This is a genomic window from Crenobacter intestini, assembly GCF_004919095.1.
GTDB lineage: Bacteria > Pseudomonadota > Gammaproteobacteria > Burkholderiales > Chromobacteriaceae > Craterilacuibacter > Craterilacuibacter intestini.
The window spans coordinates 57981-73708 of sequence record NZ_STGJ01000011.1; the positions used below are offsets into that span (position 1 = coordinate 57981).

Annotated in this window: 13 protein-coding genes and 1 tRNA gene; 13 read left to right on the forward strand and 1 reads right to left on the reverse strand. The window is 68.2% G+C overall.

Annotated elements, in window-relative coordinates:
- Nucleotides 1–36 precede the first annotated feature (36 nt).
- From pheS to E5K04_RS10840, 6 genes are all read left to right on the forward strand, one after another.
- A complete protein-coding gene (pheS, locus tag E5K04_RS10815; RefSeq protein ID WP_136553912.1) occupies nt 37–1020 on the forward strand; it encodes a phenylalanine--tRNA ligase subunit alpha in 984 nt (327 codons plus the stop codon).
- A gap of 18 nt (nt 1021–1038) precedes the next feature.
- Complete coding sequence (pheT, locus tag E5K04_RS10820) at nt 1039–3399, forward strand: phenylalanine--tRNA ligase subunit beta (protein ID WP_136553914.1); 2361 nt, start codon at nt 1039–1041, stop codon at nt 3397–3399.
- A 78-nt stretch (nt 3400–3477) separates the two neighbouring features.
- Nucleotides 3478–3774, forward strand: a complete 297-nt coding sequence (locus E5K04_RS10825) for an integration host factor subunit alpha (protein ID WP_136553916.1) — start codon at nt 3478–3480, stop codon at nt 3772–3774.
- Nucleotides 3761–4108, forward strand: coding sequence for a MerR family transcriptional regulator (locus tag E5K04_RS10830; protein WP_136553918.1), 348 nt, complete (start codon nt 3761–3763; stop codon nt 4106–4108). The genes E5K04_RS10825 and E5K04_RS10830 overlap by 14 nt, the downstream gene beginning before the upstream one ends.
- Before the next feature lie 29 nt (nt 4109–4137).
- A tRNA-Pro gene (locus E5K04_RS10835) sits at nt 4138–4214 on the forward strand.
- 213 nt (nt 4215–4427) lie between these two features.
- Nucleotides 4428–5096, forward strand: coding sequence for a GntR family transcriptional regulator (locus E5K04_RS10840; protein WP_136553920.1), 669 nt, complete (start codon nt 4428–4430; stop codon nt 5094–5096).
- A 54-nt stretch (nt 5097–5150) separates the two neighbouring features.
- Here the strand turns inward: E5K04_RS10840 and E5K04_RS10845 are convergent, their stop codons facing one another.
- A complete protein-coding gene (locus tag E5K04_RS10845) occupies nt 5151–6341 on the reverse strand; it encodes an ABC transporter substrate-binding protein (protein ID WP_235844344.1) in 1191 nt (396 codons plus the stop codon).
- Between the two features lie 131 nt (nt 6342–6472).
- Between E5K04_RS10845 and E5K04_RS10850 the strand changes: the two genes are divergently transcribed.
- The 7 genes from E5K04_RS10850 (at nt 6473) to E5K04_RS10880 (ending at nt 15685) form a co-directional block, all read left to right on the forward strand.
- The gene (locus tag E5K04_RS10850) at nt 6473–9127 is read left to right on the forward strand and encodes a PAS domain S-box protein (protein WP_136553924.1); all 2655 of its coding nucleotides are present in this window, start codon (nt 6473–6475) and stop codon (nt 9125–9127) included.
- On the forward strand, nt 9109–9735 hold the full coding sequence (locus E5K04_RS10855) for a response regulator transcription factor (protein ID WP_136553926.1): 627 nt from the start codon (nt 9109–9111) through the stop codon (nt 9733–9735). Before E5K04_RS10850 ends, E5K04_RS10855 begins: the two co-directional genes overlap by 19 nt.
- A gap of 75 nt (nt 9736–9810) precedes the next feature.
- Nucleotides 9811–10533 (forward strand): LPP20 family lipoprotein, encoded by a 723-nt coding sequence (locus E5K04_RS10860; protein WP_136553928.1) that lies wholly within the window; start codon nt 9811–9813, stop codon nt 10531–10533.
- Nucleotides 10534–10535: 2 nt separating this feature from the next.
- On the forward strand, nt 10536–11807 hold the full coding sequence (locus E5K04_RS10865) for a flagellar assembly protein T N-terminal domain-containing protein (RefSeq protein WP_136553930.1): 1272 nt from the start codon (nt 10536–10538) through the stop codon (nt 11805–11807).
- 96 nt (nt 11808–11903) lie between these two features.
- Nucleotides 11904–12896: an extracellular solute-binding protein gene (locus tag E5K04_RS10870; RefSeq protein ID WP_136553932.1), complete on the forward strand. Its 993-nt coding sequence runs from the start codon at nt 11904–11906 to the stop codon at nt 12894–12896.
- A gap of 129 nt (nt 12897–13025) precedes the next feature.
- The gene (locus E5K04_RS10875; RefSeq protein ID WP_235844345.1) at nt 13026–14639 is read left to right on the forward strand and encodes an ABC transporter permease; all 1614 of its coding nucleotides are present in this window, start codon (nt 13026–13028) and stop codon (nt 14637–14639) included.
- On the forward strand, nt 14636–15685 hold the full coding sequence (locus E5K04_RS10880) for an ABC transporter ATP-binding protein (protein WP_136553937.1): 1050 nt from the start codon (nt 14636–14638) through the stop codon (nt 15683–15685). The genes E5K04_RS10875 and E5K04_RS10880 overlap by 4 nt, the downstream gene beginning before the upstream one ends.
- Nucleotides 15686–15728 lie beyond the last annotated feature (43 nt).

Sequence of the window (15728 nt, forward strand, 5' to 3'; positions counted from 1 at the left end):
GCGTGCGGTCAGTTTTCTTACCTCAGGGTGTCAGCAATGAACAACGTGGACGCGATTCTACAGGCAGGGTTGGCCGCCGTGGCCGCCGTGTCCGACCTGGTCGAACTGGAGCAGGTCAAGGCCCGCTACCTGGGCAAGAGCGGCGAGATCACCGGCCTGCTCAAGCAACTGGGCGCGCTCGGCGCCGACGAGCGCAAGGCTGCCGGCGCGGTGATCAACGCCGCCAAGCAGGCGTTCGAGGCCGCGCATAACGCGCGCCGCGACGCGATCAACGCCGAAAAACTGGCGCGCCAGCTCGCCGCCGAGGCGCTCGACGTGACGCTGCCCGGCCGCGGCACCGGCAACGGCGGCCTGCACCCGGTGACGCTGACGCTCGAACGCATCACGACGCTGTTCCGCTCGCTGGGTTTCGAGGTCGCCGACGGCCCCGAGATCGAGACCGACTTCCACAACTTCCAGGCGCTGAACATCCCGGCCGATCACCCGGCCCGCGCGATGCAGGACACCTTCTACGTCGAGGGTGGCGACGTGCTGCGCACGCACACTTCGCCGATCCAGGTGCGCTATATGCTGGACAACGAGCCGCCGATCAAGATCATCGCCCCCGGCCGTGTCTATCGCGTCGACTCGGACGCGACGCACTCGCCGATGTTCCACCAGATGGAAGGCCTGTGGGTCGAGGAGGGTGTCAGCTTTGCCGACCTCAAGGCGACCGTGACTGACTTTCTGCGCCGCTTCTTCGAGCGTGACGACCTGCAGGTGCGTTTCCGTCCTTCGTTCTTCCCGTTCACCGAACCGTCGGCCGAGATCGACGTGCTGGGAGAGAAGGGCTGGCTCGAGGTCGGCGGTTGCGGCATGGTCCACCCGAACGTGCTGCGCAACGTCAATATCGACCCGGAAAAATACACCGGTTTCGCCTTCGGTATCGGCCTCGACCGCTTCGCCATGTTGCGCTACGGCGTGAACGATCTGCGTCTCTTCTTCGAGAACGATCTTTCCTTCCTCAAACAGTTCAACTGATCGCGGCGGAGACCAAACATGCAATTTTCCGAAAAGTGGCTGAGAAGCTGGGTCAACCCGTCGCTGTCCAGTGACGAGCTTTCTTACCTGCTGACGATGGCCGGCCTCGAAGTCGAGGAAACCGAACCGGCGGCGCCCGCGTTCAGCGGCGTCGTCGTCGCCGAAGTGAAGGAAGTCGCCAAGCACGAGAACGCCGACCGCCTGCGCGTGACCAAGGTCGATGTCGGCCTCGGAGAGCTGGTGCAGATCGTGTGCGGCGCGCCGAACGTCGCCGTCGGCCTGAAAGTGCCATGCGCGCTGCCTGGCGCCGTGTTGCCGGGCGACTTCAAGATCAAGCCGACCAAGATGCGCGGCGTCGAATCGAACGGCATGCTGTGCTCGGGCAAGGAAATCGGCGTGCCCGACGAGGTCGACGGCCTGCTGGTGCTGGCCGCGGACGCGCCGGTCGGCGCAAGCATTCGCGACTACCTGTCGCTCGACGACACGCTGTTCACGCTGAAGATCACCCCCAACCGCGCCGACTGCCTGTCGATCCGCGGCCTTGCGCGCGAAGTGGCCGCGCTGACCGGAAGCGAGCTGGATCCGCTCGTGCCGCAGCCGGTGGCGCCCTGTATCGGCGACGCGAAGGCCGTAAAACTGGACGCGGGCAAGGCCTGCGGCCGCTACATCGGCCGTGTGGTGAAGGGCGTCGACGCCGCCGCGCCGACGCCGCGCTGGATGCGCGAGCGCCTCGAGCGCGCCGGCCTGCGCTCGATCTCGGCCATCGTCGACATCACCAACTACGTGCTGCTCGAGCAGGGGCAGCCGATGCACGCGTTCGACCTCGCCCGCCTCGAAGGTGGCGTCACCGTGCGCTTCGCACGCGAGGGCGAGACGCTGGTCTGCCTGAACGAGAAGGAAGTGACGCTGTCGGCCGACACCCTGGTGATCGCCGACGACGTGAAGGCCTTGGCGATCGCCGGCGTGATGGGCGGCCTCGACAGCGGGGTCACCACTGCCAGCCGCGACATCTTCCTCGAGAGCGCGTTCTTCGCGCCCGAGGCGATCGCCGGCAAGGCGCGCCGCCTGGGCTTCGGCTCCGACTCTTCGTTCCGCTACGAGCGCGGCGTGGACTTCATGCTGCAGCGTGAAGCGATCGAACGCGCGACAGCGCTGGTGTTGGAGATTTGCGGTGGCGCAGCAGGCCCGCTGACCGAGGCGGTTGCCGAACTGCCCGAGCGCGCCGAAGTGAAGCTGCGTACCGCGCGTGTCGCGCGCGTGCTCGGCGTTCGCCTGTCGGCCGACGAGATTGCCACCATCCTTGCGCGCCTGGCGCTGCCCGCGCGCGCCGTCGACGACGGTTTTGTCGTCACCGCGCCGAGCTTCCGCTTCGACATCCGGATCGAGGAAGACCTGATCGAGGAAGTCGCCCGCGTCTACGGCTACGACAATATCCCGGCCGACGCGCCCAAGAGCGGCCAGCGCATGCTGGCGCAGCCCGAAGAACTGCGTCCGCGCGAGGTGGTGCGCCAGCTGGTCGCGTCGCGCGACTACCAGGAAATCGTCAGCTACGCCTTCGTCGACGAACGCTGGGAAGCAGACTTTGCCGGTAACGCCGACCCGGTGCGCCTGATCAACCCGATCGCGAGCCAGATGAGCGTGATGCGCTCGACGCTGATCGGCGGCCTGGTCGACACCCTGTGCGGCAACCTGAACCGCAAGCAGCCGCGCGTGCGCGTGTTCGAGATCGCCCGCGTGTTCAACAAGGCGGATGAAGGCTTCGCGCAGCCGGAGAAGGTCGCCGCGCTGGCGTGGGGGCCGCGTGTGCCCGAACAGTGGGCCGAGCGTGCCGAGCGCGTCGACTTCTACGACGTGAAGGCCGACGTGGAGGCGCTGCTGTTCCCGCGCGTGGCCGAGTTCCGCCGCGCCGCGCATCCCGCGCTGCACCCGGGGCGCGCCGCCGAAGTGCTGGTCGACGGCGTGGTGGTCGGCGTGCTGGGCGAGCTGCACCCGCGCTGGGTGCAGGCGTACGACCTGCCGTCGGCGCCGGTGCTGTTCGAGCTCGACTTTGCCTCGCTGCAATCGCGCACGCCGGTCAAGGCGCGTGCGGTGTCGCGTTTCCAGGGCGTGCGGCGCGACCTCGCTTTCGTCGTCGCCGAGTCGGTCGAAGCCGCTGCGCTGCTCTCGACGCTGCGCAAGGTCGCGGGCGAACTGGTGACCGAGGTCGCGCTGTTTGACGTATACCGCGGCAAGGGCGTGGAAGAGGGCAAGAAGAGCCTCGCGCTGCGCGTGCAGCTGCAGGCGATGGACCGCACGCTGAACGATGAGGACGTCGAGGCGGTGATCGCTGCGATGGTCGCCGCGGCTGCCGAAGAGCACCACGCCGTGTTGCGCTTCTGATATCCTATTGTTTTTTAAACACGAATCCCCCGCCTTGGGCGGGGGATCATTTTTGAGTTGGCCGTTTCGAGGTATTGCATGACTTTGACAAAAGCCGAGTTGGCTGACCTGCTGTTCGATCGGGTTGGTTTGAACAAGCGCGAAGCCAAGGACATGGTGGAGTCTTTTTTCGAGGAAATCCGTGTCGCGTTGGAGGTCGGTGACAGCGTGAAGCTGTCCGGCTTCGGTAACTTCCAGCTGCGCGACAAGCCGCAGCGTCCCGGTCGCAACCCCAAGACCGGGGAGGAAATTCCCATCACCGCTCGCCGTGTGGTAACTTTTCATGCGAGTCAGAAACTGAAAGGCATGGTCGAGCAAAACCATGAAGGCCGCTGAACTGCCGGCGATCCCGGCCAAGCGCTACTTCACCATCGGTGAAGTCAGCGAGCTGACCGGGGTCAAGCCCCATATCCTGCGCTACTGGGAACAGGAGTTCTCCCAGCTCTCGCGCGTGCAACGCCGCGGTAACCGCCGCTATTACCAGCACCGCGAGGTGTTGATGGTGCGCCGGATTCGCGGCTTGCTGTACGACGACGGTTTCACCATCCAGGGGGCGCGCCAGCGCCTGGCGCAGCAGGGCGAGCTGCCGCTGCCCGTCACCGCGCAGGAAGTGCGCAAGGAATTGCAGTCCATCCTCGACTGGCTCGATCTTGGGCTTGGCAAAAGCTGAGTTTGCAAATATAATGCGCTCTCTTCGGTCGGGGCGTGGCGCAGTCTGGTAGCGCACCTGCATGGGGTGCAGGGGGTCGGAGGTTCGAATCCTCTCGCCCCGACCACAGTTTCAAAGAAAAAGGCTACCGGTAACGGTGGCCTTTTTCTTTGCATGCTATCCGCTGCCCAAGCTGCCCTTTGTGCGCGGCAACCTTGGCGTAGCAAGCCGCCGGCAAGACTGTTACTTTTATGTCATATGGTGGGCTTGTGCGTTCGTTCAGTCTTCGTATAATCAATCCAATTATCATGTATACGATAGGGCAGGATCCGGATTCCCGATGACCATCATGCAGCCGATCAAGCGCCAGACCCTGACCAGCGCCGTGACCGAGTCGTTGCGCAAGCGCATCCTGTCCGGCGAGTTCGCCGACGGCCAACAGTTGCGCCAGGAGGCGCTGTCGAACGAATACGGCGTCAGCCGCGTCCCTGTTCGCGAGGCGCTGCGCCAGCTCGAGGCCGAAGGGCTGATCCAGATCATCGACCACAAGGGCGCGCTGGTCTCCAAGCTGTCGTTCGAGGACGTGCTCGAGTTCCTGGAGATCCGTTCGCAGCTGGAGAGCGCGCTGCTCGCCGCGTCGATTCCGCGCCAGACCGAAGACGATCTGGCGCTTGCCCAGGCCACGCTCGACGAGTTCGAGGAGGCGCTGCAAAGCGGCGACGTGCGCCACTGGGGCGAACTCAACTCGCGCTTCCACCTTGCCCTGTACCGCTCGGCCGAGCGCCCGAACACGCTGGCGCTGATCGAGTCGCTGCACAACAAGACTGACCGCTATACCCGCATGCAGATCCTGTTCACCGAGACGATGGCGCGCGCGCACGAAGAGCACAGCCGGCTGCTGCGCTTGTGCCGGGAGCGCAAGGTCGAAGAGGCGGCCGAATTCATCCGTTTCCATATCCTGTCGGCCGGTCGCGCGCTCGAAGCATACCTGCAGGAACAGACCGCCTGAGCGTTTGACACCCTGGCTGAAACCACCGACAGGCCGGCTTGACCGGCCTGTCGGCTATGGTGTGCGCGTCAGGTCAGGGCGCAGCCTTGCCTTGTCCTGCGGGTGGGCGAAGCCGACCCGACCACCGCGCACCACGCCGATCAGCGGAATGCGCGCGTCGACGGCCTCGTGGTCGTGACGGGAAAACGGCCGGTAGTAGCGCGCCAGCACGCCGTCGACCGGTTCGCGCAGTTGCTCCAGCGCCGTGACGACCGCGTCGGGCTGGCTGCTGCCGGCCTGCCTGAGGGCGGCCGCCCATAGCAGCAGGGCATCGTGGCCCTGCGCCGCCGCGACCGGCGAGCTTAAGCGGCGGGTGTGCTGTCGCGTGCGCAGGGTCGCCACGAAGGCCTGCTGAGCGGGGTCGCTGCCGTCTTCGATCAGGGTCTGCACCATGCGGGCGCCTTCCGCCGCCGGGCCGGCATGGTCGATGAAGTTGGGCAGCGCGAGCGTCCAGCTGCCCATCAGCGGGACCCGCCAGCCCTGCTGGGCCATCGCGTCGGCAATCGCGGCCAGCTGCGGGCCCAGCGCGTAGGTGAGGACGAGTTCGGCGCCGGCCTCGCGGGCGGCGCGCACCGCGCCGCCCAAGTCGCGCTCGTGTGCGCCGAAACGCTGCACGAGTACCGGGGTGAGTCCGCGTCGGGCGAGCGCGTGCGTCAGCTCGCGCTCGCCGCCTGCGCCGTACGCCGAGTTGTCCGCGAGGATGGCGACCCGCCTGAGCCCTCGCTCGCTGATGGCCTCGCGCACGATCAGCTCGGCCTGCAGGGTGTCCGGGGTGGCAACGCGGAAGATGTAGTGGGTGGCTTCGCCGGCGTGGCGGCGGGTCAGTTCGCTGGCGGTCGCCACCGCGATCAGCGTCGGTATCTTGCGCGCCTGCAACTGGTCGAGCGCGGGCAGCGCCACCGGGGTGTTGACGAAGCCGATGACCGCGTCGACGGCGGGCGGGGCGCTGAGCGCGCGGGCGTGGCTTGCGCCAATGGCCGGTACGCCGCCGTCGTCGCGCTCGACGAGTTCCACCTGGCGGCCGAGTACGCCGCCCGTCCGGTTGACCTGCTCGGCGGCCAGGCGCACGCCGGCGCGCATCGCCAGCCCCATCGGCGCCGAACCGCCGGTGAACGCGCCGATCACGCCGACCCGCAGCGGGGGCGGGGTAGAGTGGGCGGGGCTGGCGACGGCCAGCACGCAGAGGGCCAGGGCGAGGCGAAGCATGACGGTTCCGGTGTTGGATGGCGCCATTGTCGCCCGAATTTACCGGCCAGTGAATGCATTTTGTATATTCTGTCTGCACGCCAACGTGCCTGCTCGGTTAGAATCAAGGCTCCACCATCCATCCTATTCGCATGCCGAGGCTGTACCCGCCCAACGGTGCGCTGTTTTCGCGGCTCGACACCCGCTGGCTGCGCCTGATCCCGAACACCCTGATCCTGTTGTTCGTGCTGACAATGGGGACGGCGGTGTGGATGCTCGACGAGCGCGAGGCGAGGGTGCGTTCGGGGGAACTCATGCGCGACAGCCAGTGGGCCGAACAGACCCTGCAGTTGCGTCTGGAGGATAGCCTGTCGCTGCTGTACGCCTTCGCGCAGGCCTTGCCGGCCGGCGGGGGCGGCATGGAGGCGCAGATCGCCGAGCTGGTCGCCAATACGCCCGAGCTTGCACTGGTGGCGCGGCTGGGCCGGGATGGCGAGCCGGAGTGGGGCGCACGGTCGAGCGATGCGCGGCTCGGTTTCATGCGTGAAATCGACGGTGCGCGGGCCTGGGCCGAATTGCCCGAGCATGACGGGGCGCAGTTTATCGGGCCGTTCCAGGACGCCGACGGCCGCTGGGGCATTCCCATCCTGCTGCCCTTGCGCGAAGGCGGGGTGTTCCAGGGCGCGCTGGTCGCGGTTTTCGATGCCGAGGGTTTCCTGCGCCGGCTGCCGCCGGCGTGGTTTGCCAAGAAATACCAGCTGTCGCTGATTGGCGGCGAAGACACCGAGGTTGCCAAGAGCGGCGAGCGGACCTTGCTGTCCGGCGCTGTGGCGAGGCTCGCCTTGCCTGGCACCGGCATGCGCGTCGAGGCGCGTCCGCTGCGCCAGCCGCTGACCCCGCTGCCCAGCCTGCAGCTTCTGGCCATCGGCGGGCTGGCGCTGTTGACGCTGGTCAGCCTGCTTTCCCTGTCTCGCCATATCCGCGCGCGGACCGACGCCGAGCACGAGCGCAACCGCATATACCGGCTGTCGCAGGAGATGCTGGCCGTCGTGCGCGCGGACATGACGCTCGCCGAACTCAACCCTGCCTTGTGCCGACTGTTCGGCTACGACGAGGCGCGCCTGCTGGGCACCTCCCTGCTCAGCTACCTTGCGCCAGACGCGCGCGAAGCGGTGCGCGCCGAACTGGCACAGATCCTTGCATACACGCTGAACGACCGCATGGTCGAGACGGTGGTCACCGGGCGGGACGGCCGGCAGCGCTGGGTGCTGTGGGCGGTCAGCCCCTTGTCGGGCAGCCAGACCCTTTTCCTGTCCGGGCGCGACCTGACCGCGACGCGGCGCGCCGAGCAGGCCTTGCGCGCAGAGTCGGCCTACCGCAAGGCGATGGAAGATTCGCTGTCGGTCGGTGTGCGGGCGATCGACCTTGACGGGCGCATCCTGCACGTGAACCCGGCGTTCTGCCGGATTACCGGTTACGCGGCCGAAGAGCTGGTCGGCCAGCTGCCGCCTTATCCTTACTGGCTGCCGGGCGAAGAGGGCGAGCGCTGCATGCGTGCGCTCAGCGAGGCGATGGCCGGCGGCTTTGCCGAAGAGGGGTACGAGCAGGTCTACCAGCGCAAGGGCGGGGCGCTGTTTTATGGCCACCTCTTGATGTCGCCCCTGATCGGTACCGACGGCGTGCAGACCGGCTGGATGGCGGCGATGACCGACATCACCGAGCGCGAGGAGGCGCGGCGACGCCTGCTGGCCGAGCACGAGCGCTTCGTCGCGGTGTTCGAGGGCTTGGGTGCGGCCGTCGCGGTGGTCGACGCAGACAGCGCCGAGCGCTACTTCAGCAATGTCCGCTACCACGAGCTGATCGGCGGCGTGGAGGGCGAGCATTGCTGCGACCTGACGCTGTCGCGGCTACAGGCCGGGCAGTCCGACGACGACTACGAACTTTGCTGGCCGGCGGAGGGGGGCGAGCGCTGGCTGTCGGTGCGCCGCCGCGCGATCCGCTGGGTCAACGGGCGCGACGCGCGCATGGTGATGGTGTTCGACACCACCCGCGAACACCTGGCGAGCGAAGAGTACGCGCAGCAGTTGCAGCGCATGCAGGCCAAGAGCCGCCTGATCAGCATGGGCGAGATGGCGTCCACCCTCGCGCACGAACTGAACCAGCCGCTGTCTGCGATCGCCAACTACCAGCGCGGTTGCATCGAGCGGCTGCGCCAGGGGCGCACCGACCCCGCCGCGCTGCTGCCGGTGCTGGAAAAGGTCGCCGTGCAGGCCGAACGGGCCGGGCAGATCGTCCACCGCGTGCGCGACTTCGTCAAACAGAGCGCGCCGGTGCGCTCGCCGCACGCGCTCGCCGACCTGGTCGACGCCACGCTGGCGCTGGCCGAGATCGAGGCGAGGCGGCAGTCGGCGCGGGTCGAGGTGAGGCTGCCGACTGGCCTGCCGCCGGTCGAGGTCGACGCGGTGCTGATCGAGCAGGTGCTGTTCAACCTGATCAGGAACGGTTTTGACGCGATGCGCGCCTTGCCCGCCCAGCAGCGCGTCGTCGTGGTCAGCGCGACGGCCGGCGCGCGCCAGGTCGAGCTGACCGTCGCCGATCAGGGGCCGGGCGTGCCCGAGCCGCTGCGCGCTTCGCTGTTTGACGCCTTCTTCACCACCAAGCCTGACGGCATGGGAATGGGGCTCAATATCTGCCGTACCATCGTCGAGCAACACCGCGGCCACTTGTGGCTCGGGCAGGCCGACGCTGGTGCCGTCTTTCACCTCACCTTGCCGATCGCCGAAACGATATGTCCAAGCCCGCCCTGACCGTCCACGTCGTCGACGACGACGAAGCCTTCCGCGATTCCCTGTTGTGGCTGCTCGATAGCCACGGTTACCCCACGCGCGGCCACGACAGCGCCGAGGCCTTGCTTGGCGCGATCTCGCCTGCCGAATCGGCCTGCCTGGTTGCCGACGTGCGCATGCCCGGCCTCTCCGGGCTCGAACTGCTCGATGAAATGCGTGCGCAAGGCTTGCGCTGGCCGGTGATCTTCATCACCGGGCACGGCGACTTGCCGATGGCGGTGCAGGCGCTCAGGCAAGGCGCGTTCGATTTCCACGAGAAGCCGTTCGACCAGACGGCGCTGTTCGCGTCGGTCGACCGCGCGCTGGCGCTGGCCGCGCAGCAGCAGGCGCATGCGCAATCGCGGGCTCGGGTGGATGCGCGTCTGGAGTCGCTGACCCAGCGCGAGCGCGAGGTGCTCGATCTGGTGGTGCAGGGCAAGATGAACAAGCTGATCGCCGACGCGCTGGGGATCAGCATCAAGACCGTCGAGGTGCACCGCGGCAAGATGATGGACAAGATGCAGGTGCGTTCGGTCGCCGAGCTTATCCACGCGGTGATGAGCGTGGCGGACGAACGCGTGCTGCCTTGAGCGCCGCCGGCCATAAAGCATGTGCCGTCTTGGTCGATAAAGTATCATTCCCCCATCGTCCACGCGGTAAAACCGATGAAAGTCTGCAAATCTATCCTCGCCGGCGTGCTCGCCGGTGTTTCGGGCCTCGCGGCGGCCGGCGGCTTGCCTGCCGCACGCACGGGCGGCTGGATGGTCGTCGCCGAGGCGCCGGCCGGGGTCACCAGCCAGCCTGCGCCCGGGCGGGGCGGCACCTTGCTCGGTGGCGGCTACGCCGGCGTCGGCGAGCCGCCGCGCGTCGTGGTACAGGAGAAAGTCGTCGTCAAGACCGAAGCTGCGCCTGTCGCAGCCTTTGACGCGTACCGCGTGCGGGTGACCGGCCGCGGGGCGCCGCCGTTCGCCAGTTCGCTGTCGGCGCCGCAGCGCCGCTTGCTGGCGATCCGCGCGTCGCAACTCGACGCCTACCGCGCGATCGCCGAAGAGGTGCAGGGATTCCGCCTGACCGGCAGCAGCGCGGTGTCCAACCTGATCGCGGTCAACGACATCTTCCGCGTCTACGTCGACGCCTACCTGCGCGGCGTGCGCATCGTCTCCACCCAGGTCAAGGTCGACGGCAGCGCCGAGACGGTCGCCGAACTGGTACTCGACGAGTCGTTCTACAAGGCGTACCAGAACGCGCTGCGTCAGCAGGGCGCACTGGCGGCTGCGCCGGTGCAGCGCGCCGCCGAGGCGATGCCCGCGCCCGCACAACCGCAAAAGCTCTCCGCGTGCACCGGCAACGGCTGCGCCTGGGGCGGCGACTTCTACCTGTCCAAATGAGCATGCGGCGCCTGACCTGCCTGCTGGCATGCGTGCTCGCCACGGCCGCGCACGGCGCGCGCTACGAGGCCGAGGGAATCGCCTCGCTCGGCGCCGGACGCAGTGCGGCGCGCGAACTCGCGCTGGACGACGCCAGGCGCCAGATCGCGGTGCAGCAGGGAGGGCGCTACGCCGGCCAGAGCGAGTCGGCGTCCGGCGTGCTCGCCGAGTCGTCGATGCTGTCTGCCCCGCCCGTGCAGGGGACGGTCCGCGTCGTCGGCGAGCGCGAGGCGGACGGCCTGCTCTACCTGCGCGTGGTCGTCGACGACGAGCCGGCCAGCGTAGCCCCCGCCGCCGTGCCTGCGGCCGCCCCGGCCAGCGTCGCACCGGCGTGCGCCGGAACCGCCTTGCCGGAGGGTCGTTTCCTCAGACGGCGCGCGCTGGCGACCTTTTTCCCGCTGGACGTGCCGCGCGACGCGGCGGGGCTGGGCGAAATCTCCACCTGGCTGCCGGCCGAGCTGGCACGCCGCCTGTCGATGCGCGACGTCGCCAGCGTCGAGGACGGCAGCCGCTACACCCTGTTTGCGGGCCAGACAGCGTCGCCGCTAGCCGGCCGCGCCGCCGCCCGCGGCTTTGCCGAGCGCAGCGGCGCGCAGTTCGTGCTCGCCGGGCGTATCGTCGACACCGCCGTGGTGCGCCAAGCGCCGCGCTTCTCGCTGTTCGGCGCGCCGGGGACTACCGCCGGCGCGGCCGACTACACCGGCCCGTTTGCCGGGCTGGTCGGCGGCAGCCTGAAGGTGGCGCCCACTGCACGCCGCTTCGCACTCGACGTCTGGCTGTACGACGGGCTGACCGGCGCCTTGCTGATGGACGAGCGTTTCGAGGGCGAGGCGCGCGGCGACGTCGCGCCGTCGTCGGCGCGCGCGTTCACGCCCTGGCAACTGGACAATAGCGACTATGGGCGCATGGTGTCCGCCGTGCTCGACCGTGCGGTCGGGCGCGTGGCGCTCAATATCGGTTGCCTGCCGTTTACCGCGCGCGTCGCGCGCGCCGAGGGCGGACAGGTGGTGGTCGACGCCGGCGCGGTCGACGGGCTGAAGGCCGGCGACCGGCTTATGGTGTACCGGCCGCAGCCGGCGAGCGAGGTGCGCGACGCGGCTGGCCGCGATATCGGCATGAGCGAGGTGCTGGTCGGCGACTTGATGCTCAGCCAGGTTCAGCCTCGCCTCGCCATCGGCGTGATGCGCGGTGGCGCGGCGCAGACCGGCGACCTGCTGCGTTTTCCGCGGCGTTGAGCGGTCGGTAGGCATGGGGCATGCAGACGATACTTGATAACCATTATCATTGCGATTACCATTCCCGCACCTGATCCGATAACCGGGAGTTGTAACGTGAAGAAGACGCTGATGATGGGGGCGGTGCTGGCCGCCATGGCAGGTGTTGCACAAGCCGAAGAGCTGGTCGTCTACGGCGCGCGTGGCGAGCAGCTGGTCAAGCCGCTGTTCGACGCCTACCAGAAGGAAACCGGTGACAGCGTCCGCTACGTGATGGACAAGGAAGGCCCGCTGATGGAGCGGATGAAGGCCGAGGGCGCGAACTCGCCGGCCGACATCCTGCTGACCGTCGACGCGGGCAACCTGTGGCAGGCCAGCCAGATGGGCCTCCTTAAGCCGTACAAGTCCAAGCTGATCGACGCCAACGTGCCGGCCCACCTGCGTGACCCGGCGCACAACTGGACCGGCCTGTCGATCCGCGCGCGTACCATCTTCTACAACACCCAGAAGGTCAAGCCGGCCGAGCTTGCCAGCTACGCCGACCTCGCGTCCCCGAAGTGGAAGGGCAAGCTGTGCCTGCGCACCTCGAAGAAGGTGTACAACCAGTCGCTGGTCGCGATGATGCTGGCCGAGCAGGGCAAGGTCGCCACCGAGAAGACCGTCAAGGGCTGGGTCGACAACCTGGCGACCGACGTCTTCCCGGACGACACCAAGCTGCTCGAGGCGATCGCCGCCGGCCAGTGCGACGTCGGTATCGCCAACACCTACTACTACGGCCGCCTGATGGAGAAGAAGCCGGACCTGCCGCTGGGTATCTTCTGGGCTGACCAGAAGGGCAAGGGCACCCACGTCAACATCTCCGGCGCCGGTCTTGCCCGCTACACCAAGAAGGAAGCCGCGGCGACCCGCCTGCTCGAGTGGCTGTCGTCGACCAAGGCGCAGAACCTGTTCGCCGACGTGAACATGGAATATCCGGTCAACCCCAAGGTGAAGCCGGACGCCAAGGTGGCCGCGTGGGGGCCGTTCAAGCAGAACCTGATCAACGTCTCCAACGCCGGCAGCCGCCAGGCCGAGGCCGTGATGCTGATGGACCGTGCCGGTTACCGTTAAGCCGTGACGTGCCGGCGGCGGCCCGCGAGGCCGCCGTCGTTTTTATGCGGGTATAATCGTCAGCCCTGATGATGCCCGGAACCCGGGCGCCGTTGCCGGCGCCTGCCCAAGATGTCTGCTTTGCCTGTCTTGAAAACTGCCGCCGCCTGGCGCTGGCGCGTGCCGGTGCTCTTGCTCAGCCTGTGCACGTTGGTGCCGCTGGGCGTGCTGCTGCCTGCCTTGTTCAACCCGGACCCCGAGATCTGGGCGCACCTGATCGATTACCTGCTGCCGCAACTGCTCGCCAACACGGCGATCCTGCTCGTCGGCGTCGGCGCCGGCGTGCTCGCGATCGGCGTCACGCTCGCGTGGCTGGTCGCCGTGTACGAGTTTCCGGGGCGGCGCTTCTTCAACTGGGCGCTGATGCTGCCGCTGGCGATGCCCGCCTACGTGCTGGGTTTCTCGCAGCTTGGCCTGTTCGACTACACCGGGCCCGTGCAGACGCTCGCGCGCGCGCTGACCGGCTCGTCGGCGTGGGTGCCGTCGGTGCGTTCCAGCGGCGGCGTGGTGCTGGTGCTGTCGCTGGCGTTCTATCCTTACGTCTACCTGCTCGCGCGCGGCGCGTTCGCGACGCAGGGGCGGCGCGCGCTCGAGGTCGGCCAGTCGCTCGGCCTGTCGCGCGCCGAGGGCTTCTGGCGCGTCGCGCTGCCGATGGCGCGGCCGTGGATCATGGGCGGGCTGATGCTCGCGCTGATGGAGACGCTGGCCGACTTCGGCACCGTCGCCGTGTTCAACTTCGACGCTTTCACCTCGGCGATCTACAAGGCGTGGTTCAGCTTCTTCTCGCTGGACACCGCCAAGCAGCTCGCGTCGATGCTGGTGTTCATCGTATTCGTGCTGGTGGTGTTCGAGCAGCGCGCGCGCGGTCGGCGCGCGTACACCGCCAACGCGCGCGGCGGGCAGCAGCCGAGGATCGCGCTTGCCGGCGCGCAGGGGTGGGCGGCCGCGGCCTGGGCGACGCTGGTGCTGATGATGGCCTTCGTGCTGCCCTTCGGCCAGGTGCTGTGGTGGGCGTACCAGGGCTGGGCCGAGGAAGCGAACGCGGTGCTCGTCGACAACGCGCTGCGCTCGCTCATGCTCTCGGCGATGGCGGCGCTGCTGGTCGGCGCCGCCGCGCTGCTGCTCGCGTACGCGGTGCGCCGCGACGGCGGCGGCTTCAACCGGCTCATGTCGCGCGTCGCGACGCTCGGCTACGCGGTGCCCGGCACGGTGCTCGCGGTCGGCGTGTTCGTGCCGGTGGCGTGGCTCGACAACCAGCTGATCGCGCTTTTCGGCGCGTGGCTGCCCGAGGGCACCGGCTCGATCCTGAAGGGTTCGCTCGCGGTCCTGTTGCTCGCCTACGTCGCCCGCTTCATGGCGGTCGGTCACGCGCCGGTCGACGCCGCGATGCACAGGATCAGCCGCTCGCAGGAGGAGGCCGCGCGCAACCTGGGGCTGACCGGCGCGCGCCTCGTCGCCCGCCTGCACCTGCCGCTGCTTAAGGGTGGCCTGTTTACCGCCCTCCTGATGGTATTTGTCGACGTGATGAAGGAGATGCCGATCACGCTGATGACCCGCCCGTTCGGCTGGGACACGCTGGCGGTGCGCATCTTCACCCTGACCAGCGAAGGCGAGTGGGAGCGTGCCGCCTTGCCGGCCGTGCTGCTGGTGCTCTCCGGCCTGCTGCCGGTGATCCTGCTCTCGCGCGAGGAAAACAAAGGATGACGAAGGATCTGCTGGTTTTCGAGTCGGTCAGCCACGCCTACGGCGAGCAGCGCGTGATCGACGACATGCGTTTCACGCTGCAGGACGGCGAGATCGGCTGCCTGCTCGGCAGTTCGGGCTGCGGCAAGACGACGGTGCTGCGCTGTATCGCGGGTTTCGAGCCGGTCGCCTCGGGTGCCATCCGGCTGGGCGGGCGGCTGCTCGCCGGCGACGGCGTCAGCGTGCCCGCACACGAGCGCGAGATCGGCATGGTGTTCCAGGACTACGCGCTGTTTCCGCACCTGAATGTCGAGGATAACGTCGGCTTCGGCCTGTCCGCGCTGCCGCGCGCCGAGCGGCGCGCGCGGGTCGCGGCGATGCTGGACCTGGTCGGGCTGGGCGCCGAGGCGCGCCGCTACCCGCACGAACTCTCCGGCGGCCAGCAGCAGCGCGTCGCGCTCGCCCGCGCGCTCGCACCGAGGCCGCGCCTGTTGCTGCTGGACGAGCCGTTCTCCAACCTCGACGTCGACCTGCGCGAGCGGCTCGGCCGCGAGGTGCGCGACATCCTCAAGCACGAAGGCGTCAGCGCGATCCTGGTCACCCACGACCAGCACGAGGCGTTCGCGGTCGCCGACAAGGTCGGCGTGATGCAGGGCGGACGCCTCCTGCAGTGGGCGACGCCGTACACGCTCTACCACGAGCCGGCGGAACGCTTTGTCGCCGACTTCATCGGGCAGGGGGTACTGGTGCCGGGCGGGGTGACCGCACCGCGCTGCCTGAGCATGGAACTGGGCGAATTCTGCGGCCTGTTGCCGCTGGGTTTTGCCACCGGCGACGACGTCGACGTGCTGTTGCGGCCGGACGACGTGGTGCACGACGACGCAAGCCCGGTGCAGGCGACCGTGGTCGCCCGCGTGTTCCGAGGCGCCGACTTCCTGTACACGCTCGCGCTGCCGTCTGGCCAGCGGGTGCTCTCGCAGGTGGCGAGCCACCACGACCACGCGCTGGGCGAGCCGATCGGCATCCGCCTGGAGCTCGACCACCTGATCGCGTTCAAGCGCCAATAAAAGAAGCCCCGCATTGCGGGGCTTCTTTGATGGTGCAAGGCTT